Consider the following 24,604-nt stretch of genomic DNA (forward strand, 5'->3'; position numbering starts at 1 on the left):
TCAGCAGCCGGCCAGGTAGTCCGTCAGCGCGCTCTTCTCGGCGGAGTCGACCGACAGGTCGTAGTAGTACTTCACCTGCACCCACGCCCGCACGTACGTGCACAGGTACGCCGACCGGGACGGCACCCACGTGGCCGGGTCCTGGTCGCCCTTGGCCTGGTTGACGTTGTCGGTGACGGCGATCAGCTGGGGCCGGGTCAGGTCGTTCGCGAACGCCTGCCGCTGCGCGGTCGTCCACTTGCTCGCGCCGGAGTCCCACGCCTCGGCCAGCGGCACGAGGTGGTCGATGTCGAGGTCGGAGGCGGCGGTCCAGGTGGCGCCGTCGTAGGGGGAGTACCAGCTTCCGCTGGTCGCGGCGCAGGAGGAGTCGGTCACGACGTTGGAGCCGTCCCGCTTGAGGACCGTCTCGCGGGTGTTGCAGGCGCCGCTGATGGTGATCCAGTGCGGGAAGAGATCGCGGCTGTAGCCGGTGCGGTTCTCGGTGGCCACGGTGAGCTGGGAGAGGTAGCTGCGGGCGGTGGCGCCGCTGACCGGCGTGGGGAGGGCCGCGGAGGCGCTCGGGGAGTTGAACAGGGCGACGGAGGCTATCAGGGCGGTGAGGGCCGCGAGTATGCTCGTCCGTCGACGCGCGTAGAACTTCGGCATGCGTGAACTCCCTTGTGGGGTGGCGGTGTTGGGGCACGAGCGAGGGAATGCTCGCGGGGCGGTGTTGCCGGGGGGTGAGCGCTCGGTAAGAAGTTAGTGACGTGTACATGTCACGACAAGGTTGACGGCGGAACTTTCACATCCCTTACGATGGGGAGCGCAGAAGGGGAGTAGCTCTTCGCCGGACCGTCGACATACTGCTCAGCGAGCCTGAGCCGGCGCCCGGAGGCGGACCGCGATCCATCGGGCCCGCCAGCGAGACCTTCGGCAAGCAGTGCACGTCCGCGCCCCCCGGCGCGGGCGCCGAGTGTGCTGCCGTGCCGAGGTGTCATCGCGTGACGTACCGCACTCTCGGCGGGGCAGCCCGACCGATTGAGGAATCTTGATCAGCATCACCGTGACGGCGCTCGTCTTCGGCGTCATCTTCCTCGCCGAACTGCCGGACAAGACCGCGCTCGCCGGCCTCGTCCTCGGCACCCGCTACCGCGCCTCGTACGTCTTCGCGGGCGTCGCCGCCGCCTTCCTGCTGCACGTCGTGCTCGCCGTCGCGGCCGGCAGCGTGCTCACTCTGCTGCCGCAGCAGATCGTGCACGCCCTCACCGGCGTCCTCTTCCTCGGCGGGGCCGCGATGCTCCTGCTGAAGAAGGGCGAGGAGGAGGAAGAGGTCAAGAAGCCCGCCGACCAGTCGTTCTGGAAGGTCGCGGGGACCGGCTTCATGCTCATCCTGGTCGCCGAGTTCGGTGACCTCACCCAGATCATGACCGCCAACCTGGCCGCCCGCTACGACGACCCGATCTCCGTCGGCCTCGGCGCGGTGCTGGGCCTGTGGGCCGTCGCCGGACTCGGCATCGTCGGCGGCAAGGCCCTGATGAAGCGGGTGCCGCTGCGGCTGATCACGCAGATCGCGGCGCTGCTGATGCTGGCACTCGGCGTGTGGAGCCTGTGGGAGGCCGTGAGCGGCTGACCGGGACGGCCCGGCTGCGCGGCCGGCCCCGGGCGAACACAGGGTGAACGCTCGCAGGGGGTGGTGGCGGGACGCGGGGAGGTTTTGTACCGTGGAGGAACAAAGTGGCTCCCGCCCGTTTTCCCTGACCGGCGGGCGGGGCCGCCTTGTCCCACCCGACGTCCACCCGACACGGGTCTTCTCGTTCCTGGAGCTGCCGATGCCGGCCACCGCCACGCCCGCCGTCCTCACCGCCCGCGCCCTCCTGCTCGACATGGACGGCACCCTCGTCAACTCGGACGCCGTGGTCGAGCGCATCTGGCGGCGCTGGGCCGAGCGGCACGGGCTGGACGGCGACGAGGTGATGAAGGTCGTGCACGGCCGGCAGGGCCACGCCTCCATGGCCCTCCTCCTCCCCGGCCGGCCGGTCGAGCAGAACCTCGCCGACAACGCCCGGATGCTCGCGGAGGAGACCGCCGACACCGACGGTGTGATCGAGATCCCCGGCGCGCGTGCCTTCCTCTCCTCGCTGGCGGGCCTTCCGCACGCCCTGGTGACCTCCGCCGACGTCGCCCTGTCCACCGCCCGCATGAACGCCGCCGGGCTGCCCCTGCCGGCCGTCCGCGTCACCGCCGAGTCGGTCGGCGCGAGCAAGCCGGACCCCGAGGGCTTCCTGAAGGGCGCCGCCGAACTGGGCGTCGACCCGGCCGACTGCGTCGTCTTCGAGGACTCCGGCGCGGGCATCACGGCGGGGCGCTCCGCGGGGATGCGCGTGGTGGGGGTCGGGCCGCGCGCGGTGTTCCACGAGCCGGACGTGGCGGTGCGGGATCTCACGCAGGTGCGGGTCGAGGCGGTGGCCGGCGGGGAGATCCGGCTCCACATCGGCTGACGGACCGGCTCCACGGCCGGGTCTGGTTTCGAGGTCCGGTTCGACGGCCTGGTCTGGTTTCGCCGGGCCGGTCTGGTTTCGCGGTCCGGTTCGACGGCCTGGTTCCAGGGTCCGGTGCCGGGGCCTGGATTCAGGGTCCGGTTTCACGGTCCGGTTCCGCTTTCACATCTCGATTTCGCGGCCCGTTTCACGGCTCGATTCCGCGGCCTGGTTGCACGGCTAGGTCCCACGGCTCGCTTCCACGGCCCGGCCCCACCGTCCGGTCACGCGTGCCCGTGCGGCGGGAAGGCGCTCGGCCGCGAGCCGCAGCCGAGCGCGGTCCGGTCGCACGCCCGTGCGGCGGAGCCGCGCAGCCGTTCCGCCCCGGGCCCCTTCGGGGGCGCTACGGCTCCGTCGTCTCCGACTCCAGGCTTCTGCGCGTCGCCGGGCCGTACGTTCCCAGGTCGTCGCCCGTGATGCCCCGGGCCAGCTGGTAGTTGCGCACCGCGTCCTCCACCGGGCGGGTGAAGGTGCCGTTGACCTGGTCGCCGTAGAGGTTCAGCTGACGCAGGCGCTGCTGGAGCTCGGTGACCTCCGGGCCCGTGTCGCCGCGTCGCAGGACCGGTGGCGCGGAGGGCGTGGTGCCCGGGGTGCCCGAAGGCGTCGTGGACGGGGTCGGTGAGGCGGCGGAGCGGGAAGCGCTCGCGGAGGCCGTCGCGGTCGGGGACGGCGGGGCGGAGCCCCGCGACGGGCTCGCGTCGGCCGTCGCCGAGGGGGAGGACAGCGGTGGACGCGGGGTGACCGGGGGTGCCGGGGCCGGCGCCGAGGACGGTGCCCGTGTCGTCGTCCCCGGGATGCTCTCCCGGACCTCCTGAACCACCTGGTCCCGGGCCGGCGCCCGGTACGAGAACAGCGCGAAACCGGCCACCGCGACGACAGCCGCCCCCGCGCCCCCGGCGGCCAGCAGCACCGTACGACGGGAGCGGCGCCGGGGCGGGCCGGCCTCGGGTTCGTCCGGGGGCGCGTCCGGCTCCGCCCCCGCGCCGAGCGCTGCGGGCGGCTGCGGCTGCGGCTGCGGTGCGGTCGCGGAGGGTGGCGCGGGCGGGGGCTCCTCCGGGGCCGGCCGCATCTCCACGTACGGCCGTATCCGCAGCGGGTCGAAGTCCTCCGCCGCTGCCGCCTCGGCCGTGCGGGTCTCGCGCAGGGCCTCGGACGCGCGCGTCGTGCAGTCGCACGACGGCGTGTTGTACGCCCCCCTCGGCGTCCCGCACTCCGGGCACGTGGTGCCCCGCTCTCCCGTCACGCGTGTGTCCCCTCCCCTCGGGAACTCCAGAGATTATGCGGATTTTCTCCAGATCCGCAGCACTCGGCAGGCCATAAGTGGTGACACCGATCACCATGGAGAAGACGCACCGACCCCCGGGAGGTCCCATGGCCCTGGAGACGCACGGCACGGCGAAGGGCGTGAGCAGCGGCGAACACGTTCCGGGCAGCGTGCTGGTGCCGATCGGTGCGCTGCTGCTGGGGCTCCTGCTCGCCGCGCTCGACCAGACCATCGTGTCGACCGCGCTGCCGACGATCGTGAGCGACCTCGGTGGCCTGGAGCACCTCTCCTGGGTCGTCACCGCTTATCTGCTGGCCTCGACGGCCGCGACCCCGCTGTGGGGCAAGCTCGGTGACCAGTACGGCCGCAAGCGACTGTTCCAGACGGCCATCGTGATCTTCCTGGTCGGGTCGGCGCTGTGCGGCATGGCGCGGGACATGCCCCAGCTCATCGCCTTCCGGGCGGTGCAGGGCCTGGGCGGCGGCGGGCTGATGGTGCTGTCCATGGCGATCGTGGGCGACCTCGTGCCGCCGCGCGAACGGGGGCGCTACCAGGGCCTGTTCGGCGCCGTCTTCGGCACGACCAGCGTGCTGGGGCCGCTGCTCGGCGGGCTGTTCACCGAACACCTCAGCTGGCGCTGGGTGTTCTACGTCAACCTGCCCGTCGGCGTGGTCGCGCTCGCCGTGATCGCCACCGCCCTGCGCATCCCGCGCCGCACCGCCCACCATGTCATCGACTACCTGGGGACCTTCCTGATCGCCGCCGTCGCCACCTGCCTGGTGCTGGTCGCCTCCCTCGGCGGCACCACTTGGCCCTGGGGCTCGGCGCAGATCATCGGGCTCGCCGTCCTGGGCGTCGTCCTCGCCGTGGCGTTCGTCGCCGTCGAGCGCCGGGCCGCCGAACCGGTGCTGCCGCTGAAGCTGTTCCGCATCCGCACCTTCACCCTGGCCGCCGTCATCAGCTTCATCGTCGGCTTCGCCATGTTCGGCGCGCTGACCTACCTGCCGACCTTCCTCCAGGTCGTCCACGGCGTCTCCCCGACCCTGTCCGGCGTCCACATGCTGCCGATGGTGTTCGGCCTGCTGCTGTCGTCCACCCTCTCCGGGCAGATCGTCAGCCGCACCGGCCGCTGGAAGGTGTTCCCGATCGTCGGCACCGCCGTCACCACCCTCGGCCTGCTGCTCCTGCACCGGCTCGACGAGCACAGCTCGACCGCCGTGATGAGCGTCTGCTTCTTCGTCTTCGGCACCGGCCTCGGCCTCGTCATGCAGGTCCTGGTGCTCATCGTGCAGAACGCCGTCTCCTACGAGGACCTCGGCGTCGCCACCTCCGGCGCCACCTTCTTCCGCTCCATCGGCGCCTCCTTCGGCGTGGCCATCTTCGGCACCGTCTTCGCTAGCCGCCTCGGCGACAAGCTCACCGACGCCTTCCGGGGCGTACACCTGCCGCCCGGCGCCACCCCCGGCGCCCTGAAGGCCGACCCCCGGGGCATCGCCGCCCTGCCGCCCCCGCTGCGCCCGGCCGCCCTGCACGCGTACGCGTCCGCCATCACGGACGTGTTCCTCTACGCCGCGCCCGTCGCCCTCCTGGGCTTCCTGCTCGCCTGGCTGCTGAAGGAGGACCGGCTGCGCGGCTCGGTCACCGCGCCCGACGCCTCCGAGACGATCCCGCCCAACCCGGTCCAGCGCTCCTCCTACGACGAGGTGTGCCGCGCCCTGTCCGTGCTCGGCACCAGGGAGGGCCGCCGCGAGATCTACCAGAAGATCACCGAACGCGCCGGGTACGACCTGCTGCCCGCCGCGAGCTGGATGCTGCTGCGCATCCGCCGCTACGGCTCCGTCGAACCGGCGGTGCTCGCCGAGCGCAGCCCGGTCCCGCTCAAGGCCGTCATGGCCGCCGCCCGCCAGGTCGAGGAACGGCGGCTCGCCGAGCGCCGGGGCCTCGACCTGGTCCTCACCGACGCCGGCCGCGAGGTCGCCGAACGGCTCGCCACGGCCCGCGAGGAGTCCCTGGCCGCACTGCTCGGCGACTGGTGGCAGCCCGGCCGCTCGACCGACCTCACCGAGCTGGTCCGCGACCTCACCGGTGAACTCTGCGGCGCCGAGCGTGAACGCCCGCACAACGGCACGGTGACGAAGATCAGTAACGCCCGCACAACGGCACGGTGACGAGCATCAGTTGACGGCCCCCGCCGGCAGCAGCTCCTTGCGGAACCAGTGTTCGGCGTACCGGTCGGTGTTGTGCGGGGCGGTCTCCGTGTAGCCGAGGCGGGCGTACAGGGCGCGGGCCTCGACCAGGTCGCCGCGGGTGTCGAGGACGATCCGCCGGGCGCCGAGAGCACGGGCGGCCTCCTCGGCGGCGGCCACGAGCAGCGGGGCCCCGCCCCGGCCGCGCAGCTCCGGCAGCACGAACACCCGGGTCAGCTCGGCCGTGCCGGGGTCCAGCAGCCGTACGCCCGCCGAACCGGCCGGTGTGCCCCCGTACCGCCCGACGAGCAACTGCCCGTGCGGGGGCGCGAGGTCGGCACCGCTGTGGGCCGCGACCTCCCGCTCCAGCTCCTCCGGGTCGGTGCGACGCCCCTCGTGCAGCAGGTACCAGCGGTCGCTGACCTCCGTGTAGTACGCCCGCCACAGCGCGGCGGCGGCCGGGGAGTCGTACGGCTCCGGAGCGATCGTCCACGTCATGCCGGCCATTGTCGGGAGCCGCCCCGCCCCCTCCGCAACCGGATATGGCGGGACCGAACCGGCGGCGGGGAGCCGTTTGTGGGCGAACTTCCGGGTCACCCGAAGGGAGAACCGGCCAGCGGGGCCGGTCCGACCGGAAGGCAACCATGTCCACAGGCCTGATCATTCTGTTGATCGTGATCGCGGCGGTCGTGGTCCTCGGCGCCGTCGCCCTGACCGTGCGGGGCCGCACCCGGCACGGCGGTCCGAACCTGAAGCGGCGCTTCGGGCCCGAGTACGAGCGGACCGTGGCCCTGCACGACGGGGACACCCAAGCCGCCGAACGGGAGCTGACCGAGCGCCTCGAACGCCACGGTGACCTGCGGGAACGGCCGCTGGACGGCGCCGAGCGGCAGCGGTACGCGGACCGCTGGACGGCCGTGCAGGAACACTTCGTCGACTCGCCCCGGCAGGCGGTGGCCGAGGCCGACCTCCTCATCGGAGAACTCGCCGCCGCGCGCGGCTACCCCGACGGCGGACGGTACGAGGAGCAACTCGCCGCGCTGTCCGTGCACCACGCCGACCACGTCGACGGCTACCGGCAGGTGCACCGCGTGGCCCACGCGGCCGCCGGCGCCGGAGGGGACGGGACCGGCGCGGGAACCGAGGAACTGCGCTCGGCGCTGCTCGGCGCCCGCGCCCTCTTCGAGGACCTGACCAGCGCCGAGTCCGGCCGGCACCGGGCCCCCGCCGGCACGGACCGCTCGACGCCTCCCGCCGCGACCCGCTCCCACGCCCGCTCCCACACGCCGTGGGCTCTGCACCGGAGCCGACCGAAGGAGAGCTGAACGCCATGACGGACAGGACGAGCGGCTCCGGCGGCGACCGGCACCGCCCGCAACGTCTCTCACGCGGGGACGAGTGGACGCCGGAGCAGGAGTCGGAACAGAGGGACGAATGGGCACCGGGCGACGCGGCCCCCGGCCGCCGGACCCCGAGAAGGCCCCTGACGGAGGAACGCCTGCCCGGCGAACCGGGAGCACGCGGGAGCGGAGGCGGCCCGGCTCCGGGCGCGGGGCCGGGTGGCGCCGGCCGCCCGTCGGGTGAGGGCACGAGCGGCCGGCTGCGGGGCGCCGACGCGAGTGGCCGGGTGCCGGAGGGGAGCACGGGCGGCCGGTCACGGGACGAGGGCCGGAGCGGCCGGCTGCCGGGCTCGGCCGGTCCCGGCCGGGAAGGACTGACCGGGGACGACCGTGCCCCGGAGGACACGCTCCAGCCGCCCCCGGGCCCGGCGGGCGTGCCCGAGCGGGGAGCGTCCGAGGACATCGAGCCGGCCCCGGGCCCGGTGGGGAGCCCCGCCTCCCAGGGACCCGGTTCCCGCGAGCACGACCCGCGCCACGGTTCCGAGGGGCTGCGGCCCGGCACGGAGGAACTGGGCCCGGGGACACCCGGTACGGAGGGGCGAGCGTCGCAGACGTACAGCGGACGGGACAGGGACGCCGGTGGTCCGGAGTGGGCCGGGGAGGAGGAAGGCGTGATGCCGGACAACGGGCTCGGGGCTCCGTCCGTCGGTGAGGTCAGCGGGCGCGAGGCCCGGATGACCGAGGCACGGGCGGCGGACACCTGGCCGACGGCGCCGGGCGGCACGGCCGCACCCGGCAGCGGCGCCGCCGGGACGGCCGCCGGCGCACCCTCCGGCACCGGCGCACCGCTGCTGCCGCACGAGGAGACGGAGCAGTGGGAGCGGCGGCTGCGCGAGGTGGTCGCCGGGTTCGTGGACGAGCCCCGGCAGGCCGTCGAACAGGCCGACCGGACGCTGGAGGAGATCGCCGCGCGGTTCACCGAGGCCGTCACGCGCCGCCGCCGTACCCTGCGGATGTCCTGGGAGGGCACCGAGGGCCGCGGCCCCGGCGCCGAGACCGACACCGAGCAACTCCGACTCGCCCTGCGCGACTACCGGGAGCTGGCCGGGCGGCTGCTAAACGGCTGAGCCCGCCACGCCCCCGTCACCTTTGGCGGCAGCCCTGCGCTGCCGCCATTCGCGTACGACCTCCTCGACGTCGTACGGCTTCTTCCCCAGCGGCGGGCCGGGCGGCGGCTTGAACATCATGTCCTTGATCCGGACGTTGACGTCCTCGATGATCTTCCGGGCGATCCGCTCCGAGGGAGCCGCGTACGCCGCCTCCAGCGCGTCCTCCGCCTCCTTGCGCAGTGCCAGCGCGGGCGGCAGCACGGCCAGCCCCTCACGGACCAGCTTCCGCTTGACCCACCACAGTTCGTCGTACGTGGAGTCGACCTCCGTGGGCAGCGGCGCCCCCGCTCCCGGCAACCGGTCGAACTCCCCGCGCCCCTGAGCGTCGCGGATCTGCTTGTCCACCCAGGACTCGAACGGGACCCCCGGTGGCTTTCGCTCGGTCATGGACCCATTGTGCCGGACGCGACCCCGCCGGGCGTTTTATCATGCGGCGGCGGTACGGCACTGCGCCCGCCGCGACCAAGCCACCGCACAGGACGTCTCAGGGGGAACCTCGTGCTCGAACTCACCATGGCCACCGTCTCCGGGGCGGACGCGGGCGCCACCGCCGGCATGACGATGGCCGAGGCGCCCAGCGAGCCCGGTGCCGTGCTGCGGATCGGCCGGGACGGGGCGGCGTGCCGGCTGGTCACCCCCGACGACTGGCTGTTCGTCTCCCGCGTCCACCTGGAGTTCCTGTGCGGCCCGGACGGCGCCTGGCAGCTCACCTGGCTGCGCGGCTCCCAGCCCGACCCGGCCTCCGAGGTCCGGCTCAGCGTCGGGGAGTACGCCCAGCCCCTCGGCTACGGCGCGACCGTCCCGCTGCCGCACGGCGGGTCCGGCGAGATCGTCATCCAGGACCGCACCGCGCCGCGCAGCGTCAACGTCGGCTTCTACCACGACCTCTGAGCCGGCAGGACACACGGACCGAGTGGCCTCAGCCGAGCACCCGCGCCAGCGCGAACCCGTCGTACCCCTTGCTGCCGACCGTCTGGATCGCCGTACCGGTCAACCGGGGGTGGCCGGCGATCAGTTCGAGCGCCGCACGGGTGCCGACCACGTCCGGCTCGGTGCTGCCCGCGTCGGCCACCCGGCCGCCGCGCACCACGTTGTCCAGGACGATCAGGCTGCCCGCGCGAGTGAGCCGCAGCGCCCACTCCACGTAGTGCGGGTTGTTGGCCTTGTCCGCGTCGATGAAGACCAGGTCGAAGGGGGCCGGGTTCTCGTCGGCGAGCTTGGGCAGCGACTCCAGGGCCGGGCCCACCCGCACCTCCGCGATCCGGTCCAGGCCCGCCCGGGCGATGTTCCGGACGGCCACCTCCGCGTGCTTGGCGCTGTACTCCAGCGAGATCAGCCTGCCGTCCTCGGGCAGCGCGCGGGCCAGCCAGATCGTGCTGTACCCGGCGAGCGTGCCGATCTCCAGGATGTGCCGGGCCCCCTGGAGCTCGGCGAGCAGCCGGAGGAACTTGCCCTGCGCCGCCGTGACGGCGATGGCGGGCAGCCCGGCCGCGTCACTGTCGCGCAGCGCCGCGCGCAGCACCTCGTCGTCCGGTGAGAGCGTGTTGATGAAGTAGTCGTCGACGTCGTCCCAGACCTGCGACCCGCTCATAGCCCCAGCTGCCTTTCCCGAGTGTCCTCCCTCGATGATCGCAGCAGAGGGCCCGGATGGGTACGACTGCCCGCGGGGCATGGCGGCGCGAGCGCCCCGCGGGGGCGCGGGCTGCCGCACGACCGGCCGCGACGGAGTCGCACCCGGGGGACGGCCCGCACCCCCGCGGCGCGCTCAGCGACCTTCCACGGACGGCGCGGAACCCGGCAGCGGACGCCCCGCCGACTCCGACATCCGCCACACGGCGACACCGCCCACGACAGCCGCGGCCATCATGTAGTACGCGGGCATCATCATGTTCCCGGTCGCCCCGATCAGCGCGGTCACGACCAGCGGAGTCGTACCGCCGAACAGCGACACGGACACGTTGAACCCGATCGACAGGGACCCGTACCGCACGCGCGTCGGGAACAGGGCGGGCAGCGCGGCCGGCATGGCCGCCGTGAAGCACACCAGGAGCAGACCCAGCGCGCCCATGCCCAGCCCCACGGCGAGCAGGCTTCCCTCGCGGATCAGCAGCAGCGCCGGGACGGACAGGAACAGGAAGCCCGCGCAGCCCGCCGCGATCACCGGCCGGCGGCCGACCCGGTCGGTCAGCGCGCCCACGAACGGCTGCACGATCATCATCAGGGCCATCACACCGAGCACGACCAGCAGCCCGTGCGTCTCGTCGTACTTCAGCTCACTGGTGAGGTAGCTCGGCATGTACGACAGCAGCATGTAGTCGGTGACGTTGAAGACCAGGACCAGGCCCATGCACAGCAGCAGCGACTTCCACTGGCCGGTGATCATCTCGCGCAGCGGCACCTTCGGCCGGGCCGCCTCCGCCTTCTCGACCTCCGCCGCGAACGCCGGGGTCTCCTCCAGCCGCATCCGCAGGTACAGGCCGATGATGCCCATCGGGCCCGCGATCAGGAACGGGATGCGCCAGCCCCACGAGGTGAGGTCGTCCGAGGACAGCAGAGCGGTCATGAGCGTGACCAGACCCGCGCCGCCGATGTAACCGGCGAGCGTGCCGAACTCCAGCCAGCTGCCGAGGAAGCCGCGCTTCCTGTCCGGCGCGTACTCGGCGATGAAGGTCGTCGCGCCCGCGTACTCACCGCCGGTGGAGAAGCCCTGCACCAGACGGGCGGCGAGCAGCAGGAGCGGCGCGCCGACGCCGATCGTCGCGTACGACGGGATCAGGCCGATCGCGAACGTACCCGCCGCCATCATGATCATCGTGACCGCGAGGACCTTCTGCCGGCCCACGCGGTCGCCGAGCGGGCCGAAGACCATGCCGCCGAGCGGACGGACCAGGAAGGCCGCCGCGAAGGCGCCGAACGTCGACAGCAACTGCGCGGTCGGGTTGCCGGACGGGAAGAAGACCTTGCCCAGGGTGACTGCGATGTAGCTGTAGACGCCGAAGTCGAACCACTCCATCGCGTTGCCGAGCGCCGCCGCCTTCACGGCGCGCTTGACGAGCGCGGGATCGGTGACGGTGACGTCACGGGCGGTACGGGCCTGGGCGGCCCGCCGCGACTTGAGGGGCGGGGTGACGGCTGAGGCGGTGGTAGCGGTCGCCAAAACGGGGCTCGCCTACCTTTCGACGGGGACAGGGACGGACCCGGACGGCGACGGTGACGTACGGCGGGCCGAAAATCGACCATAGGCGGAGTTCCGCACCTTACGTCCCGCATGCGTATCGATGCACAGTGCAGCTAAACGCCGCATACGCAGGTACGTCTGCCCCCTCACGCGGGGCCATGCCGGCGGCTCGGTGTGATCCTTCTCGCGCCCGCCGCCCGCAACCGACCACCCCCCGGACTATGGTCTTTCGGACAAAAGGAGACCGACGTCAGGTGAATCGGGGGTTGCCTGCGTCCCTCTCCGGGGGGTCTGCGAGGCTCAGAAGGAGCGCAGAGGGGAACCCGGCGCGCACCGGCGGCCGGGACGACGGGGCGGGAGGCCGACGAGGCGTGGCGAACGTGGAGCACAGCGGGCGACCGGCGGACGTCTTCGGAAGAGCGGCGGTCGGAGCGCGGCTGCGCGCGACCCGGCTCGCCCTGTGGGCGGTGGTCGCGATCCTCGCCGTACGGCAGATGGCCGTCGTCCTGACCACCCCCAGCGGCGAACGCCTCACCGACCTGGAGACCTGGGTCGGCCCCGAAGGCGTCCTGCACGTGAACGGCTCGATCTACGACTCGACGCGGTTCACCGGCACCCCCTTCGGCGGCCTGGTCCTCAAACCGCTCACGCGGTCGGCCGAGGCCGCGCTCGGCTGGGGCTGGACCTTCGGCACCCTGCTGCTCGTCGTCGCCCTCGGCCTGGTCGCCGCCCGCGCGCTGCCCCAGCCCATCAGCCGGCGCACCTCACTCCTGGCCGCGCCGGTCGCCATCAGCCTGCTCATGCTGTCGCTGCCGGTCCGCAACACCCTGTGGCTCGGGCAGACCAGCATCATCCCGGTCCTGCTCGTCCTGCTCGGCTGCTTCACCGTACGCGGGCAACGCGCGAGCGGCCTGTGCACGGGCCTGGCCGCCGCCCTCCAGCCGACCGTCCTGCTCTTCATCCCGCTGCTGTGGTTCACCGGCCGCCGCCGGGCCGCCCTCACCACGGCCGGCACCTTCGCCGCCTGCACCGCGCTCGCCTGGGCCGCGCTGCCGCACGACTCCCGTACCTACTGGGTGCACCACATGGCCGGCGCCGGCCTCGGCGGCAAGGCCGACGCCCTCGCCAACCAGTCCCTGCACGGCGCCCTGCTCCGCCTCGGCCTGACGGGCACCTCGGAGACAGCCCTCTTCCTCCTCCTCGGCGCCGGCGTCGCCGTCCTCGCCCTGCGCCGCGCGGTCCGCTACGCCCACGACGGCCAGCTCCTCCTCGCCGTCGCCGTCACCGGCTGCGCCGCCGTCGCCGTGTCCCCGACCACCTGGCAGCACCAGCTGCTGTGGGTGCTGCTCGCGGTGGTCGGCCGGGTCGGCAAGCGGACCTCCGACCGTTACGTCTGGCCGGTCGCGGTCGTCCTCGTCACCACCCTGCCGGCGCAGATGATGCTGCCGCACATGCCGGTGGTGTACCCGCTGCGGGACAACCTGGTCCTGCTCGCGGCCCTGGCCGCCGCCACGGCCGTCCCCTTCCTGTCCCGCACGTCGCCCTACTACCAGACCCCGATACCGGCGGAGTACGCCCCGCCGGCCCCGGCCCGCTTCCGCCGCGTCCCGCTGCTGCCCTTCCTGCGCCGGGTGCTCACCCGTCCCAACCTCCTCCTGGAGCTGCTCCTCCTCCGCGTCACGTACGCGGCCTACCAGCAGGTACGGCTGGCGGCGACGGGCGGCAGCAACTCCGAGGGGCGGGCTGAGGCCGAGCAGCACGGCCATCTGATCCTCGACATCGAACGCTTCCTCCACATCGACATCGAGCACGCGGTCAACCACGCCGTGGTGAAGATCGACTGGCTGCGGGACTTCTTCGACTTCTACTACGAGTCCTTCCACTTCGTCGTCCCGCTGACCGTCCTCGCCGTCCTGTACTGGCGCCGCCCGGTCGACTACCGCTGGGCCCGCGCGTCCCTCGGCTTCGCCACGCTGCTCGCCCTGGTCGGCTTCTGGCTGTTCCCGCTGGCCCCGCCGCGCCTGATGCCCACGCTCGGCATCATCGACACCGTCCACGGCGTCCAGGACTTCTCCAAGCCGGACTACGGCACCCTGACCGCCCTCACCAACCAGTACGCCGCGATGCCGTCGCTGCACTTCGGCTGGTCCCTGTGGTGCGGGGTGGTGATCGCGGTGATCGCCCCGAAGTGGTGGATGAAGGCGCTGGGCCTCCTGCACCCCCTCTTCACCGTCTCGGCCATCATCGCCACCGGCAACCACTGGGTCCTGGACGCGGTAGGGGGCGCGGTGGTGGTGACAGCGGGCTTCGGCCTGTCCTACGCCTTCCAGGGACCTCGCGCGAGGGGGCGGACGGGGGTCCGGGGGGAGGGCGCCGGGGCCGGGGCTGGGGCTGGTGCCGGGGCTGGGGCTGGGGAGGTCGGGTGTGTGGACGTCGGCGGGAAGTGACTGTCGGGCCGCTCGCTTCCCGGTCAGGGTCGGGCTTCCGCGAGGTGAGTAAAGGGCGCTGCGCGTCGCCTTCGGCGATGGCCCTCCGGGCCACCCTTGACACACCTCGCTCCAGCCCGGGGAAGAAGCGAGCGAGCGGCCCGAAACAGCGGTGGCGTCGGCTGGGTGCGCGCCGTCGGGAGGGGTACGCGGTGGCGTCTCGCCTGCACGCCGGGCCGGTTCGGCGGCGAGCGGTGGGTGGCGGGAGGGCCGGCTCCCCGGGGTGGCGGGCTCTTCACACCGTGATTGGCAGATTTGTGCCAAGGGGTCGAGGTGAAGGGGCAGGTCAGGGGGCTGGGTGCTCGGTGGGGGTGGCCCAAATACGCCAATCACCGAACCTGTGTGACCTGGGGGGCTCGTGGGGCAGAGGGGACACCAGGCCAGGAGCCACCCCCCCCCCGCCCACCCACCGCAAGCCGCCGAACCCTCCCGGCGTGCAGGCAAGGCGCCCCCGCGCCCCCCCCGGCCGACGATGCGTGCCCAGTTGGGCTCGGGGCCCGTTGCCGGTGGGGCGGCCAGTTTCCACCGGGCGCCCGCTCGCTTCTCCCTCGTGCTGGAGCGGGCCGAGTCAAGGGTGGCCCGGAGGGCCATCGGCGTCAGCCGACGCGGAACGCGCCCTTTACTCGGGTCGCGGAGGCACGACACTGGCCAAGAAGCGGGCGGCCGAACAGCAACCATTTCAGCCCGCGTCCGAGTGCAGCGCCCCCCGTCCGAGTGCAGCGCCCGGCTCAAGGAACTCCGGGCAGCGCCGGGTGGCGGGACCAGCCGCGGGGTCGTCGTTCGCCGTGTCATTCCCGGCCCGAGGCCGCCATCGCCAGGGCGCCCGACGCCAGTGCCGCCAGCAGCAGGGGATGCCCAGGCCGTGGTGCAGGACCAGCCAGGCGCCCAGGCAGGCACCGCCGGCCATCGCGAGCACCGAGGCCGCTCGGCGCAGGGTGCGGTGTTGAGTGGCGTCACCTAGGCGGGACTCGGAGGCCAGGCCGGTCAGGGTCATCGTCACGACGGTGGTGGTCACCAGGTCGGGCACCTGGAACTTGCGTACCGTCGCGGTGCGCAGGCCCATCGCGAAGGCCGTGAGGCCGATCAGGGCGTCCCGGGTCCCGGCGGTGTCCGGCCGGGCGAAGGCCACGGCCGCCGCCACCGCGACCAGCACCGCCTCCACCGCCAGGGCCAGCCGGGCCGAGCGGCGGCGGGAGCCCCGGCCGTATCGGCCCGCCACCCGGCCGCCGGTCACCGCGCCCAGCAGGAAGCAGACGAGGGACATGACCGCGTGGCGCACGGAGAAGCCGGGGACGCCCGCCGCCGCGAAGCCGAGGATGACCACGCTGCCGGTCACATTGGCCGTGAAGACCCGGCCCAGGCCCAGGAAGCTGACGGCGTCGATCAGGCCGCTGACCACGGTCAGTGCCAGCAGTACGGCCACCAGCCGCAGTCCGCGCGTCTCCGGGTCCGGTACCGGTACCGGTACCGGTACCGGTACCGGTACCGGTGGCGTCGGCGGCGGCGGCGGCGTCGTCATCGTTCCTCCGAGGGGACGGAAGGTGGAAAGAAGTCCACCCGGCGCGCGAAAGAAGTCCACCCGAGGACGGGGGGCTCTCGGATGTCCGGGCGCAGCGTGCGTCCGTAGCGTTCGGGACATGACTCAGGACACGCGCAACACGGTGGAAAAGCAGCCCGGTCGGCCCATCCGCAAGGGCCCGGCGGTCACCCTGGGTGCCCTGGCGCTCGTCGGGGTCGCCGGGGTGGCGCCGGGGGTTCCCGGCGCCGACGGACAGCGCTCCGGTGAGCGTGGGGAGGTCGTGTCCGTCGTACCGGTCGCCGCGCACAGCCGTGCGGAGGTCGCCCGGGCGCTGCGCGCGGAGCACATCGGTGCCGTCCCGGTGCGCTACGGCGTACTCGCCTACCGGGTGACGTACCGCACGGTGGACCCGCAGGGCCGGCCGACCACCGCCACCGGTCTGCTCACCGTCCCGTCCGGTGGCGGGAACCGCCTCGGGCTCGTCTCCGACACGCACGGCACCATGGCCAACCGGTCCTACGCGCCCTCCGTGGCCGAGGCCGCGCGGACGCGGTCGTACCTCTTCGCCGCCACGGGGCGCGCGGTGGCCGCGCCCGACTACCTGGGCCTGGGGGAGGGGCCCGGTCGGCACCCCTACATGGACACCCGGTCCGCGGTCACGGCCTCGGTGGACATGCTGCACGCGACCCGGACGGCGGCCGGGCTGCTGGGTCGCTCACTGACCGGGGACCTGTACGTGACCGGGTTCTCCCAGGGCGGGCAGGTGGCGATGGCGCTGGCCCGGGCGGTGCAGGGCGGGGACGCGGCCGGGTTGCGGCTGAAGGCCGTCGCGCCGGTGGCGGGGCCGTACGACCTTGAGGGCACCGAGGAGCCGGCGCTGACCGACGGCCGGGTCAACAACGTGAGCGGGGTGTTCTATCTCTCCTACTTCCTCGTTGCCCAGAACCGCCTGCACCCCATCTACAAGGACCCCGCCGAGGTGTTCCGGCAGCCGTACGCCGGGCGGGTCGAGCGGCTCTTCGACGGGCGGCACAAGGACGAGGACATCGTGCGTCAGCTCGCCCCGACCGTCCGGCAGTTGCTCACCGACCGCTTCTACCGGCAGCTCCGTGAGCCCACCGGCGGGCTGCTCACGGCCCTGCGCGCCAACGGCCACGCCTGCGACTGGAAGCCCGAGGTGCCGGTACGGCTGTACGCGGGCGACCGCGACACGGACGTACCGATCGGCAACGCCCGGACATGCGCGCGCACCCTCGCCCAGCGGGGGGCGAGGGTGCGGGTGCTGGAGGTGGGCCCGGTCGACCACTTCGGGTCGGACCGGGCCGCGGTGGCCGGCATCGCGCGCTGGTTCAGCGGGGGCGCGGCTCGGTGAGGGGCGGCGGGACGGCCGTTGGCAGGGGGCCGGGCGGCCCGGTGCCAGGTGGCTCAGTACCAGCCGTTGGCCTGCCAGAAGCTCCAGGCCTTGGCCGGGCTGCCGTAGCGGGAGTTCATGTAGTCCAGGCCCCACTTGATCTGGGTGGCCGGGTTGGTCTTCCAGTCGGCGCCGGCCGAGGACATCTTCGAGGCCGGCAGGGCCTGGACGAGGCCGTAGGCGCCGGACGAGCTGTTGGTGGCGGCGGGGTTCCAGCCGCTCTCGTGCTCGACGATCTTGCTGAAGGCGTTGAACTGCGCGGCGTCCGGGATCATCTGGTGCGCGATCGCCTGGGCGGAGGAGGCCGACGTGGTGGCGGCCTGGGCGGGCGCCGCGGTCAGAGCCATACCGGCGGTGGCGGCGGCCACGGCGGCGGTGGTGAGGACCTTCTTCGGGGAAGCGATGCGGCGGATGAAGGAGACGGACACGAAGAACCTCTTGCGTCGGGGACGGGGGATCGCCTGCACGGGAAGGACCACGTGGTGCGGTCTCGTGCGGCGGCGCCGCGGCCCGGGTGGGCTCGTGGCGCCTGGCGACGTCGTCCAGAGAAACAGGCCCGGAACCCGTCCGCAATAACCCCTTTTACTAGTTGTGGCCGGATCGGCGGCAAACGTCTGCTCTGTGATCTGGGTCGCAAAGCGCAGGTCAGAAGGGGTGCAGGAGAGGGCGTATCGGACAAACGGGACTACGGCCCCGGGTCGTAGGTGACGTGCGTCATGTGGGGTGCTTCACCGGACCGCTCACGTCCCGGAGGCGAGCCCTCACCCAGCGGGACCGTCGAATGTGACCGCGGTCTCGAAAGCGGCCCGTCGCGTGGCCCGGCGCAGCGCCCGCAGCACCGCCGGACCGAGGACGGCGGTCAGCACCACCGTGCACAGCGCCCGGCCCAGGTCCCAGCCGAGCGAGGTGGCCAGGCAGTACGCGACGAAGTGGGCCAGGTTCTCGGCGACCGGAGCGTCGCCGTGGAAGGAGATGTTCGAGGCCGCCGCGTCCAGGAAGGGCCAGCCGGCCAGGTTCATGCACGTGCCGTAGGCGAAGGCGGCGAGGAAGCCGTAGCCGGCGAGCAGCAGCAGCTCGCCACGGCCGCGCAGCCGGACCGGCCCGGGCAGCAGGCCCGCACCCATCGTGAACCAGCCCATCGCCAGCATCTGGAACGGCAGCCACGGCCCGACCCCGCCCGTGAGCAGCGCGGACGCGAACATCGTCACCGAGCCCAGCGCGAAGCCGAAGCCCGGTCCGAGCACCCGTCCGCTGAGCACCATCAGGAAGAACATGGGCTCCAGCCCCGCCGTACCCGCGCCGATCGGCCGCAGCGCCGCGCCCGTCGCGGCCAGCACGCCCAGCATGGCCACGGCCTTCGGCCCGAGATCCGACTCCGAGATCGTCGCCGCGACCACCGCCACCAGCAGTACCAGCAGGCCGGAGAAGAGCCAGGGCGCGTCCTGCGCGTGCGCGTTGAGCTGGGAGGCGGGCGGGGCGAGGAAGGGCCAGCCGAAGGCGACCACGCCGACCGCGCTGGTCAGCGCCAGTGCGGCGAGCGAGCGGGGGCCGAGGCGGACGGCGCGCGTCCGTGCGGCGGTACGGGTGCCATGACTCATGTCAGCGCCTCCCGCACCTGGGCCACCGTCAGCCACTGCTGCGGGGCCAGAATCTTGGTCACCTGCGGTGCGAAGGACGGGGAGGACACCACGATCTCGGCCGTCGGCCCGTCGGCGATCACCTCTCCCTCGGCGAGCAGCACCACCCGGTGGGCCAGCTCGGCGGCCAGCTCCACGTCATGCGTGGCCAGCACGATCGCGTGCCCCTCGGCCGCCAGGTCGCGCAGTACGGCGACCAGACGGGCCTTGGCCGCGTAGTCCAGGCCGCGCGTCGGCTCGTCGAGGAGGAGCAGCGGCGGGCGGGCGGTCAGGACCACGGCCAGCGCGAGCGCCAGGCGCTGGCCCTCCGACAGATCCCGGGGGTGGCTGTCGTCCGCCACACCCGGCAGCAGCTCGGACACCAGGGCGCGGCAGGTGCCGGGCGCGGCGGCAGCGTCCCGGTCGGCCGCCGCGCACTCGGCCGCGACCGTGTCCGCGTACAGCAGGTCGCGCGGTTCCTGGGGGACGAGACCGACCCGGCGCACGAGGTCCCGCGGCGGGGTGCGGTGCGGAACGGCGCCGTCCACGTCCACGGTCCCCGAGCTGGGCGTCACCAGGCCGACGAGCGAACCGAGGAGGGTGGACTTGCCGGCGCCGTTGCGGCCCATGAGCGCGATGGTCTCGCCGGGGGCGACGGTCAGGTCGATGTCCTGGAGGGCCTGGACGTGGTCCCGGCGGACGGAGAGGGCGCGGGTCTCCGCGAGGTGCCGCCGCGGGGCTTCCCGGGCGGGGGCGGGGCGGCGACGGAAGAAGGAGCGGCGGGCGGGGGTGCCGGGTGCCCGGCGCGGGGGCCGCCCGGCGGCGGGCGTTGCCTGCCCGCGCGGACGCGGTACCGCCGCAGAGCCCACCCGCGCCACCCCAGCGACACGACTACCCGCGGCCACGACACCGGAGGCGCCCGAGGCCGGGGCGGCGGAGGCGCCTGTGGCTGCGGCGGTGGTGTCTCGGTCCGCAGCCGCGTCGGCTGGACCGTCAGAGGCCCCGGCGGCGGTGCCCGCGGCCGGGGCGGAGGTGCGACGGTCCGCGGCCACGTCGGTGGGGGTGTTTTCGGCCGGGGTGGCGGTGTGGCCGGTCGTGGCTGCGGGGTCGGGATCGCCCGAGGCCGGGGCGGCGGAGGCGCCTGTGGCTGCGGCGGTGGTGTCTCGGTCCGCAGCCGCGTCGGCTGGACCGTCAGCGGCCCCGGCGGCGGTGCCCGCGGCCGGGGCGGTGGTGCGACGGTCCGCGGCCACGTCGGTGGGGGTGTTTTCGGCCGGGGTGGCGGTGTGGCCGGTCGTGGCTGCGGCGGCGGCGGTGTTCATGGGTGGGGCGGCAGGGGCGTTCGCCGGTGCCGTCGCGTCGGAGAGGCGGGTGCGCAGGGTGGGGGCCTGGCGGCGGGCGTCCCGGACCGTCAGGGGGAGGGGGGACCAGCCGGCCAGGCGGCCCAGGGCCACCACCGGGGGGTAGACCGGGGACACGGCCATCACCTCGGCCGGGGGACCGGTGACCGGGGCGGCGCCGGGGGCCGGGAGCAGCACGACCCGGTCGGCGTACTGGATGACCCGTTCCAGGCGGTGCTCGGCCATCAGGACCGTCGTCCCCAGGTCGTGCACCAGCCGTTGCAGCACGGCCAGCACCTCCTCGGCGGCGGCCGGGTCCAGCGCCGAGGTCGGCTCGTCCAGGACCAGCACCCGGGGGTGCGGGGTGAGGACCGAGCCGATCGCGACCCGCTGCCGCTGTCCGCCGGACAGCGTGGCGATCGGCCGGCCGCGCAGTCCGGCGAGGCCCAGCAGGTCGAGGGTCTCCTCCACCCGGCGCCGCATCACCGCCGGGGCGAGCCCCAGGGACTCCATGCCGTAGGCGAGTTCGTCCTCCACGGTGTCCGTCACGAAGTGCGCGAGCGGATCCTGGCCCACCGTGCCGACCACGTCGGCGAGTTGACGCGGCGGGTGGGTACGGGTGTCCCGGCCGGCCACCGTCACGCGACCGCGCAGGGTGCCCCCGGTGAAGTGCGGGACCAGCCCGCTCACCGCGCCCAGCACGGTGGACTTGCCGACCCCGGACGGACCGGCGAGCAGCACCAGTTCACCCTCGGGCACCTCGAAGTCGACGCCGGTGACGGCGGGCCGCGCCGCCCCCTCGTACGTCACGCTGACATCCTCGAAGCGGATCACGACGACTCCCTCGGGACGACGAAGGCGGGCAGCAGGGCGAGCAGGACGGCCACGGCGGGCCAGAGGGGAAGCGTGGGTGCGACGAGGGGCACGACCCCGGGGTGCAGCGCCCGTGGATCGTCGACGGAGGCGAGCGTGAGCAGCACGGCCACCGCTGCGCCCGAGCCCGTGACCAGCCAGGCGCGCGGCCCCCACGGGTCCGGTCGGTACCGGGTGCGCGGGGAACGCCGGCCGCCCAGCCGCAGCCCGGCGAGCGCGGCGACGACTCCGGCGAGCAGCAGGGGAAGCCCGTACGCACCCCCCGCCGCGGTCAGCAGCCCGTACGTGCCCGCGCACACGCCGAGCAGGCCGCCGAGGGTGAGCGCGGCCGTCGTACGGCGGACCGGGGCGGGAACCTCGGCGGTACGGCCGTAGCCGCGGGACTCCATCGCGGCGGCGAGCGCGACCGAGCGCTCCAACGCGCCCTCCAGGACCGGCAGTCCGACCTGGAGCAGGCCCCGTACGCCCCGGTCCGGACGGCCGCGCAGCCGGCGGGCGGCGCGCAGCCGCTGCACGTCGGCGATCAGATGGGGCGCGAAGGTGAGGGCGACGACCACGGCCACGCCCGTCTCGTACAGCGCACCGGGCAGGGACTTGAGGAGGCGGGTGGGGCTGGCGAGGGCGTTCGCGGCACCGACGCAGATGAGGAGGGTGGCGAGCTTCAGTCCGTCGTACGCGGCGAAGACGACCGCCTCGGCGGTGACCCGGCCGCCCAGCCGGATGCCCTGCGCCCAGTGCGGGAGCGGGACTTCGGGGAGCGTCAGGAGGACGTGCGTGCCGGGGATGGGGGAGCCGAGCGCCACCGCGAACAGCACGCGGAGGACGAGGACGGCGAGGGCGAGCCGGGCGAAGGCCGTGTAGGAGCGGGCCCAGGGGGCGGGGGAGCGGTGGGTCGCCACGACGTAGGCGGAGGCGGATATGAGGAGGGCGAGGAGCAGGGGATTGGTGGTACGGGTGGCGGCGACACCGAGGGACACGGCCCACAGCCACCAGGCCCCGGGGTGCAGGGCGGCGCGGTGCGAGCGCCCCGGAGGAGTGCTGGGCGCCGTCCGCTGCGCGGCCACTGCCGCGTGCGCGCGCCCGGACCCGCACGACCGCTTCGGCTCACCCGGACTCATCGCGCCGCCGACGTGCCTGCCACACCGCCGCCCCCGCCAGGAGGGCGACCACGCCCGCGCCGATCGGCAGACCCAGCGAGGGCCCGCCGCCGCTTCCGCCGCCGGCCTCGCCCGAAGTCCGCTTCTCCCCGGCGGAGACCTGCTCCCCGCACCCCTCCTCCGGGTACCCGGCGATGGCGCACAGCAGGGCGTTGGTGTCGTACCGGAGCGGTTTCGCCACGGCGGCCAGCGCGTCCGCGGTGGTCGCGTCGGACGGCACCCGCGCGCACGCCGTACGGCGCGCCGGCGGTGTCCCGCCGGACGGCGCGTCCGACCGCGTGCCGAAGTCGAGGACGAGGGCCACCCGCTTCGTGCCCGGCCGGGCCGGCGTACCGGCGCAGATCGTGTCGAAGTCCGCCGTACCGCGCGGCCGGCTGGCGTCCGCCGAGTCCGCGCTCACCGCGAACCGGAAGCCCTGGACCGCGCCGTCGTCGGGGCGGACGAAGGCCGGGCCCTGGGCGGCGTACGTCCAGTGGCCGCCGGTGCGCTCCCAGAAGGACCAGTAGCGGTAGCCGGTGGCGCCGGCCGGTCCGGCGGAGCCGAGGAGCAGCAGCGCGGCGGCGAGCACCGGCAGGGTACGGCGGACGGCGGTCACGGCTGCTGCTTCTTCCGGCCGCTGAGCAGGAAGCCGATGCCGATGCCGGCGACGAGGCCGACGCCGACGATCCACCACACGCCCGTGCCGGAGTCGTCGTCGGACTTCTCCTCGTGCTCGGCGGCGGAGTCCATGCGCGGGGCGGGGCCGAGCGCGTTGAGGGAACGGACCAGGCTGGTGCCGCCGAAGTCGCCCGGCTGCTGCCCGAGCGCGTGGGCGGCGAGGATCAGCTGGGCGTACGCGGCCGGGCCGTTCTGGGTCGCCCACGGGCCGGCGTTCTTCTCCAGCCAGGCGTAGGCCTTCTTGGCCGGCTCGGTCCGGCCGTCCGCGGCGAGCGCGACGACGGCGTCGGCGGTGTTGCCGAAGTCGGGCTGGTCCTCGGCGCCGGGCAGGGCGGACTTGAGGTGGCCTGTCCTGGCGACGGCCGCGGCCAGGTAGACGCCGGCGTTGTCGGCGACCTGGGTGCGGTTACCGGCCTTGACGCAGGTGTCGTGTGCCGGGGCCTTGCCGGCCCGCGCCACGAAGCCCTTGCCGAGGGCGCCCAGGAGGCCGGCCGCCGTCGCGTCCGCGTTGGGGAGCAGCTTGCCCTTCTTGTCCGCCTGGTAGGCGAGAGCGCCGCCGCCGTCCTGGTCGCAGGGGATGGACCAGGCGGGCAGGGCGTCGTAGGCGGACTTGCCGGACTTCCGTACGTCCACCGGGTCGGTGCCGGCCGCGGTCAGCGCGCCGATGACGACGGAGGTGGAGTTGGTGTCGCTGGGGCCGCCGGGGTAGTAGCCCCAGCCGCCGTCCTCGTTCTGCGCGGACTTCAGCCAGTCCACGGCCTTGCCGACGGCGATGCCGTGGCCGTCGGTCGCGGCGAGGGCCTGGACGGCGGCGGCCGTGCTGTTGGTGTCGGCCTTGACCTTGTCGTCGCACGGCTCGGCGGGGGCGGCGCGGAAGGCGGCGAAGGAGCCGTTCGCGCACTGCTGACCGGTGAGCCAGTCCACGGCCGCGGTGGCCGGCCGGTAGCCGAGGGTCCGCTGGGCGAGCAGCGTCAGCGACTGCCGCCACACGCCGTCGTACGTCGGGTCTCCCTTGCCGTAGAGCCCGGACGGGACCGTCACCTTCGGCGACGGGGACGGTTCGGCGGCCGTGGCGGGCGCGGCGGCGGCCAGCACGCCTACGGCGGCGAGAGCCGCGGCACTGCGGCGGACGTTCATGGTCGGCGACTGCCTCTCCTGCGGGGAGCCGGGCAGCGCACGGGTGACACCCCGGGCGGCTCGGCTCCGTAGACCTCGACGGTGCCGTGCGCGGCGGGCCGCCGACGCACGCGAGCCGGTCAACGTCCCGTCCGGGGCGGTCCGGCTCACCGCCTCGCTGGCGGCACACGGATGGGGGTGCCCCCGGGCGCGAGCGCAGCCGGGAACCGGGGAGGATCAGCGCCGGAATTGCACCGGCTTCCCCCCGTACGGGTGTGATGACGACCCGCGCCACTTTACCGGCCGCCTCGCACGGGCCGAGGGGTGGCCGTGCGCACACGGAGCTGGTGACGGGGGTCACGGCCGGACCGGGCCGGGGGCACGCGGCCACCGGGTCCGAGGCGCAGGTCGGTCCAGGGGCGGATCGCGGCCGGGCGGGCGCACCGGACGGCGGCCCGCTGCCGGTGGGGGGCCACGGTGAGGAGGCGGGGGTGTCGGCGGTCAGGCGCAGGGTGACGGCACCGGTGCCGCAGCAGCCGTGACGGTGGGTCGGCGTATGCCGGCGTCGTCCCGTAGGGCAGGCCCGGTAAGCCGAGTCGGGCCGTGAGCCGCGTCGCGACACCCGGACCCGACGAGGGAGGCGCTGCACCACCGAGGGCCGGACGCCCCCGGGGTGAAGGCGGGCGCGGAGGCGCCCCGGGTGCCGCTCCCCCATAGGCGGCACCCGGGGCGGGTCGGAATCTTGCTCTCCGTGCGGTGATCCTCACCCACCGCGCCCC

The 24,604-nt window shown here is 74.1% G+C and carries 20 protein-coding genes and 1 pseudogene; 8 read left to right on the forward strand and 13 right to left on the reverse strand.

All coding sequences use genetic code 11. The features are described from left to right. On the reverse strand, positions 1 to 645 hold the full coding sequence (locus ACH4LD_RS03485; RefSeq protein WP_398053456.1) for an HNH endonuclease family protein: 645 nt from the start codon (positions 643 to 645) through the stop codon (positions 1 to 3). Between the two features lie 382 nt (positions 646 to 1,027). Between ACH4LD_RS03485 and ACH4LD_RS03490 the strand changes: the two genes are divergently transcribed. Together ACH4LD_RS03490 and ACH4LD_RS03495 are read left to right on the forward strand one after the other, a co-directional pair. Next, on the forward strand, positions 1,028 to 1,609 hold the full coding sequence (locus ACH4LD_RS03490) for a TMEM165/GDT1 family protein (RefSeq protein ID WP_030985911.1): 582 nt from the start codon (positions 1,028 to 1,030) through the stop codon (positions 1,607 to 1,609). A 199-nt stretch (positions 1,610 to 1,808) separates the two neighbouring features. Continuing rightward, positions 1,809 to 2,477, forward strand: a complete 669-nt coding sequence (locus ACH4LD_RS03495; RefSeq protein ID WP_398053609.1) for an HAD family hydrolase — start codon at positions 1,809 to 1,811, stop codon at positions 2,475 to 2,477. A 382-nt stretch (positions 2,478 to 2,859) separates the two neighbouring features. Here ACH4LD_RS03495 and ACH4LD_RS03500 read toward each other — a convergent pair whose 3' ends face one another. Beyond that, positions 2,860 to 3,759 (reverse strand): peptidoglycan-binding protein, encoded by a 900-nt coding sequence (locus tag ACH4LD_RS03500; RefSeq protein WP_398053457.1) that lies wholly within the window; start codon positions 3,757 to 3,759, stop codon positions 2,860 to 2,862. A 128-nt stretch (positions 3,760 to 3,887) separates the two neighbouring features. On the opposite strand from ACH4LD_RS03500, the gene ACH4LD_RS03505 reads away from it, so the two are divergent. Continuing rightward, positions 3,888 to 5,948 (forward strand): DHA2 family efflux MFS transporter permease subunit, encoded by a 2,061-nt coding sequence (locus ACH4LD_RS03505; RefSeq protein ID WP_398053458.1) that lies wholly within the window; start codon positions 3,888 to 3,890, stop codon positions 5,946 to 5,948. Positions 5,949 to 5,954: 6 nt separating this feature from the next. On the opposite strand, the gene ACH4LD_RS03510 is transcribed toward ACH4LD_RS03505, so the two are convergent. Continuing rightward, the gene (locus ACH4LD_RS03510) at positions 5,955 to 6,473 is read right to left on the reverse strand and encodes a GNAT family N-acetyltransferase (RefSeq protein WP_398053459.1); all 519 of its coding nucleotides are present in this window, start codon (positions 6,471 to 6,473) and stop codon (positions 5,955 to 5,957) included. Between the two features lie 137 nt (positions 6,474 to 6,610). Here ACH4LD_RS03510 and ACH4LD_RS03515 point away from each other — a divergent pair, with 137 nt between their 5' ends. Together ACH4LD_RS03515 and ACH4LD_RS03520 are read left to right on the forward strand one after the other, a co-directional pair. Continuing rightward, positions 6,611 to 7,291, forward strand: coding sequence for a hypothetical protein (locus ACH4LD_RS03515; RefSeq protein WP_398053460.1), 681 nt, complete (start codon positions 6,611 to 6,613; stop codon positions 7,289 to 7,291). 5 nt (positions 7,292 to 7,296) lie between these two features. Continuing rightward, the gene (locus ACH4LD_RS03520) at positions 7,297 to 8,433 is read left to right on the forward strand and encodes a hypothetical protein (protein ID WP_398053461.1); all 1,137 of its coding nucleotides are present in this window, start codon (positions 7,297 to 7,299) and stop codon (positions 8,431 to 8,433) included. Here the strand turns inward: ACH4LD_RS03520 and ACH4LD_RS03525 are convergent. Continuing rightward, positions 8,422 to 8,862: a DUF1992 domain-containing protein gene (locus ACH4LD_RS03525; protein ID WP_398053462.1), complete on the reverse strand. Its 441-nt coding sequence runs from the start codon at positions 8,860 to 8,862 to the stop codon at positions 8,422 to 8,424. The two genes, ACH4LD_RS03520 and ACH4LD_RS03525, sit on opposite strands and share 12 nt — an antisense overlap. A gap of 111 nt (positions 8,863 to 8,973) precedes the next feature. On the opposite strand from ACH4LD_RS03525, the gene ACH4LD_RS03530 reads away from it, so the two are divergent. Continuing rightward, positions 8,974 to 9,366: a hypothetical protein gene (locus ACH4LD_RS03530; RefSeq protein ID WP_398053463.1), complete on the forward strand. Its 393-nt coding sequence runs from the start codon at positions 8,974 to 8,976 to the stop codon at positions 9,364 to 9,366. A gap of 28 nt (positions 9,367 to 9,394) precedes the next feature. On the opposite strand, the gene ACH4LD_RS03535 is transcribed toward ACH4LD_RS03530, so the two are convergent. Both ACH4LD_RS03535 and proP read right to left on the reverse strand, forming a co-directional pair. Next, positions 9,395 to 10,066 (reverse strand): O-methyltransferase, encoded by a 672-nt coding sequence (locus tag ACH4LD_RS03535; RefSeq protein WP_103810945.1) that lies wholly within the window; start codon positions 10,064 to 10,066, stop codon positions 9,395 to 9,397. Positions 10,067 to 10,240: 174 nt separating this feature from the next. Next, the gene (proP, locus tag ACH4LD_RS03540) at positions 10,241 to 11,632 is read right to left on the reverse strand and encodes a glycine betaine/L-proline transporter ProP (RefSeq protein WP_132783686.1); all 1,392 of its coding nucleotides are present in this window, start codon (positions 11,630 to 11,632) and stop codon (positions 10,241 to 10,243) included. 392 nt (positions 11,633 to 12,024) lie between these two features. On the opposite strand from proP, the gene ACH4LD_RS03545 reads away from it, so the two are divergent. After that, entirely contained in the window at positions 12,025 to 14,100 is a 2,076-nt protein-coding gene (locus tag ACH4LD_RS03545; protein ID WP_398053464.1) for a bifunctional glycosyltransferase 87/phosphatase PAP2 family protein, read from the forward strand. A gap of 827 nt (positions 14,101 to 14,927) precedes the next feature. Here the strand turns inward: ACH4LD_RS03545 and ACH4LD_RS03550 are convergent. Continuing rightward, positions 14,928 to 15,658 (reverse strand): annotated as a pseudogene (locus ACH4LD_RS03550) (YoaK family protein). Between the two features lie 118 nt (positions 15,659 to 15,776). On the opposite strand from ACH4LD_RS03550, the gene ACH4LD_RS03555 reads away from it, so the two are divergent. Then, a complete protein-coding gene (locus tag ACH4LD_RS03555; protein WP_398053465.1) occupies positions 15,777 to 17,030 on the forward strand; it encodes an alpha/beta hydrolase in 1,254 nt (417 codons plus the stop codon). Positions 17,031 to 17,083: 53 nt separating this feature from the next. On the opposite strand, the gene ACH4LD_RS03560 is transcribed toward ACH4LD_RS03555, so the two are convergent. The 6 genes from ACH4LD_RS03560 to ACH4LD_RS03585 form a co-directional block, all read right to left on the reverse strand. After that, the gene (locus ACH4LD_RS03560; RefSeq protein ID WP_132783689.1) at positions 17,084 to 17,497 is read right to left on the reverse strand and encodes a transglycosylase SLT domain-containing protein; all 414 of its coding nucleotides are present in this window, start codon (positions 17,495 to 17,497) and stop codon (positions 17,084 to 17,086) included. A gap of 333 nt (positions 17,498 to 17,830) precedes the next feature. Then, on the reverse strand, positions 17,831 to 18,667 hold the full coding sequence (locus tag ACH4LD_RS03565) for an ECF transporter S component (protein ID WP_398053466.1): 837 nt from the start codon (positions 18,665 to 18,667) through the stop codon (positions 17,831 to 17,833). After that, positions 18,664 to 20,856, reverse strand: a complete 2,193-nt coding sequence (locus ACH4LD_RS03570) for an ATP-binding cassette domain-containing protein (protein WP_398053467.1) — start codon at positions 20,854 to 20,856, stop codon at positions 18,664 to 18,666. Before ACH4LD_RS03570 ends, ACH4LD_RS03565 begins: the two co-directional genes overlap by 4 nt. Further along, on the reverse strand, positions 20,853 to 22,013 hold the full coding sequence (locus ACH4LD_RS03575; protein WP_398053468.1) for an energy-coupling factor transporter transmembrane component T: 1,161 nt from the start codon (positions 22,011 to 22,013) through the stop codon (positions 20,853 to 20,855). The genes ACH4LD_RS03570 and ACH4LD_RS03575 overlap by 4 nt, the downstream gene beginning before the upstream one ends. After that, a complete protein-coding gene (locus ACH4LD_RS03580; RefSeq protein ID WP_398053469.1) occupies positions 22,000 to 22,647 on the reverse strand; it encodes an SCO2322 family protein in 648 nt (215 codons plus the stop codon). Before ACH4LD_RS03580 ends, ACH4LD_RS03575 begins: the two co-directional genes overlap by 14 nt. Next, the gene (locus ACH4LD_RS03585; RefSeq protein ID WP_398053470.1) at positions 22,644 to 23,846 is read right to left on the reverse strand and encodes a prenyltransferase/squalene oxidase repeat-containing protein; all 1,203 of its coding nucleotides are present in this window, start codon (positions 23,844 to 23,846) and stop codon (positions 22,644 to 22,646) included. Before ACH4LD_RS03585 ends, ACH4LD_RS03580 begins: the two co-directional genes overlap by 4 nt. Between the last annotated feature and the right edge of the window lie 758 nt (positions 23,847 to 24,604).

The organism is Streptomyces sp. NPDC017676 (assembly GCF_044329325.1).
Lineage (GTDB): Bacteria > Actinomycetota > Actinomycetes > Streptomycetales > Streptomycetaceae > Streptomyces.

Bases quoted from the DNA above. Each gene is read 5' to 3' on its own strand.
- ACH4LD_RS03585 (WP_398053470.1), bottom strand. From the start codon at position 23,846: ATGAACGTCCGCCGCAGTGCCGCGGCTCTCGCCGCCGTAGGCGTGCTG.
- ACH4LD_RS03520 (WP_398053461.1), top strand. From the start codon at position 7,297: ATGACGGACAGGACGAGCGGCTCCGGCGGCGACCGGCACCGCCCGCAA.
- ACH4LD_RS03505 (WP_398053458.1), top strand. From the start codon at position 3,888: ATGGCCCTGGAGACGCACGGCACGGCGAAGGGCGTGAGCAGCGGCGAA.
- ACH4LD_RS03525 (WP_398053462.1), bottom strand. From the start codon at position 8,862: ATGACCGAGCGAAAGCCACCGGGGGTCCCGTTCGAGTCCTGGGTGGAC.
- ACH4LD_RS03565 (WP_398053466.1), bottom strand. From the start codon at position 18,667: ATGAGTCATGGCACCCGTACCGCCGCACGGACGCGCGCCGTCCGCCTC.
- ACH4LD_RS03485 (WP_398053456.1), bottom strand. From the start codon at position 645: ATGCCGAAGTTCTACGCGCGTCGACGGACGAGCATACTCGCGGCCCTC.
- ACH4LD_RS03510 (WP_398053459.1), bottom strand. From the start codon at position 6,473: ATGGCCGGCATGACGTGGACGATCGCTCCGGAGCCGTACGACTCCCCG.
- ACH4LD_RS03515 (WP_398053460.1), top strand. From the start codon at position 6,611: ATGTCCACAGGCCTGATCATTCTGTTGATCGTGATCGCGGCGGTCGTG.
- ACH4LD_RS03535 (WP_103810945.1), bottom strand. From the start codon at position 10,066: ATGAGCGGGTCGCAGGTCTGGGACGACGTCGACGACTACTTCATCAAC.
- ACH4LD_RS03555 (WP_398053465.1), top strand. From the start codon at position 15,777: ATGACTCAGGACACGCGCAACACGGTGGAAAAGCAGCCCGGTCGGCCC.
- ACH4LD_RS03575 (WP_398053468.1), bottom strand. From the start codon at position 22,013: ATGAGTCCGGGTGAGCCGAAGCGGTCGTGCGGGTCCGGGCGCGCGCAC.
- ACH4LD_RS03495 (WP_398053609.1), top strand. From the start codon at position 1,809: ATGCCGGCCACCGCCACGCCCGCCGTCCTCACCGCCCGCGCCCTCCTG.